This is a genomic window from Xenorhabdus hominickii (assembly GCF_002632725.1).
GTDB lineage: Bacteria > Pseudomonadota > Gammaproteobacteria > Enterobacterales > Enterobacteriaceae > Xenorhabdus > Xenorhabdus hominickii.
In genome coordinates this window covers 1-1,683 of the sequence record NZ_NJAI01000038.1, presented here as the reverse complement: position 1 = coordinate 1,683, position 1,683 = coordinate 1, and the positions used below count along the sequence as shown (strand labels likewise).

At 38.7% G+C, this 1,683-nt stretch carries 1 protein-coding gene; it reads right to left on the bottom strand.

Annotation, left to right across the window (positions count from 1 at the left end):
* Nucleotides 1-165: 165 nt before the first annotated feature.
* Nucleotides 166-1,197: a hypothetical protein gene (locus Xhom_RS24820; RefSeq protein WP_084022973.1), complete on the bottom strand. Its 1,032-nt coding sequence runs from the start codon at nt 1,195-1,197 to the stop codon at nt 166-168.
* Between the last annotated feature and the right edge of the window lie 486 nt (nt 1,198-1,683).

Below are 1,683 nucleotides of genomic sequence, written 5' to 3'. Positions count from 1 at the left end.
TCCGTGTCCAGATGCCGGAGGATTCTATCTGGAACCAGAAACAGGTAGTAACGTCTGATCCTCAGCAGGAGCATAGCGCCAGATAGCCAATAGGGGAGATTAGCGGGTAGTTGGGTGGATTGGGGAAAATGTTGGGTAAACGCCCTCGGGAGGAGGGCTGGAAATTTAATTGCTTAGTTCAATAGACGTGAATTGACTGACTGTTATCTTTCCGTTTTCTTTTACTTCAAGATATCTTATTTTCACCTCATCTCTCGTTGTCAGGGATGAAGATAAAGCTAACAACTCATTAGGTAAAATAGTAGCCTCGGTTGTCTTAAGGGTTAATGTTTCCCCAGTTGATGAATTTATTACTGATATACTCAAATCCTGATTGGCGGCACCACTCCAGTTTAATCCATTTATAAAGAAAGCCGCAGTCTTATCATCTCTCACCCTGTCTATCCTTTGTCGAGTGTTCATCGCGTTTAACTCTGTTCTGTTGATTACGCGGGAGCCGAGCTCCACTTGTTGAACGGAATCATCTGCGGATAGTTTTTTAACTAATCTAGCCTTTCCTTCTTCGCCGCGAAGTAAGATCTCTTTGCTTTCTTTTGTTTGTCCATGGATTAGAGCATCAACGATAACTTTTTGCCCATTAACAACAGATTGAGTGGCTGCATTAACCAAATCTACTTTTGTTGTATTATCATGTCGTTGAGTTTCGTAATACTCACTTAACCAATGCCAGCCTACGGTGCTGGCACAAGTGGTCAAGGCCACAACCATGCCAAGAGCTTGTATACCATTCATTTTTTTCACCGCATTGTTTAAGAATCTTATGGCTCCATTGATTATTCGATCTGCTTGTCCTCTGGCTCGACTTGAACCCTCGGTTACATAGTAAACTATATCTAGAGCTTTTTTATCAGATTCAGTTAAATTTGTCAGATTGGATGTGCTATACCTGAATACTGCAAAGGCTCTATAAATCTCTTCAGTTAAATCAGCCATTCCAAATAACATGGACGCTGTCAGCGACGATTTGTATCGTTGAGGCTCGCCTTGAACAACAATATTTAATGTAGGCCAACCTATAAATTCGATATCTGGGAATACAAATTCATCTGATTCTATATTTTCAACAGATAACATATTGCTGACGAAAGAAATGAAGTCAGATTCAGATGAAATAATTATTTTCTCGCTTGTTTCCATTATATCTCCGATTTAAAAATTCACTATACTTTCGTGGTAATTTAATAACATCGATATATTATTTCTCGTGGTTTATATCGTTCATTTGTTACCATGTGGCTCACCACACTAAATCACTCCCGCTAATATGTTGATCAGAAATTGGTTAATTTGTGAGATTCGCATGTAGTTACACAATTGATTGTTATTTAAGGGAATTGAATTAGTGAGATGATTATCAGGTGGCGTTATTGATGCAATCTAAAAGCGGGATTTCCCGTCTTTAACTTAACTCCTTGATTTCATTAATCTCTGTCCCTGTGACAGAATTACGCAAAATCAATCACTTAGATAAATGGGAGAATTACACCATTTTAACTGATTGATTTAATTGAATTCTGTCTCTGTGCAGGAAATAAGTAAAATTAACAAGTTACCTAAAGGTGGGATTTCTCACCTTTAACTCCTGCATGGTGCAGGCATCCTTCCGTTTCAAACGGAGCGATT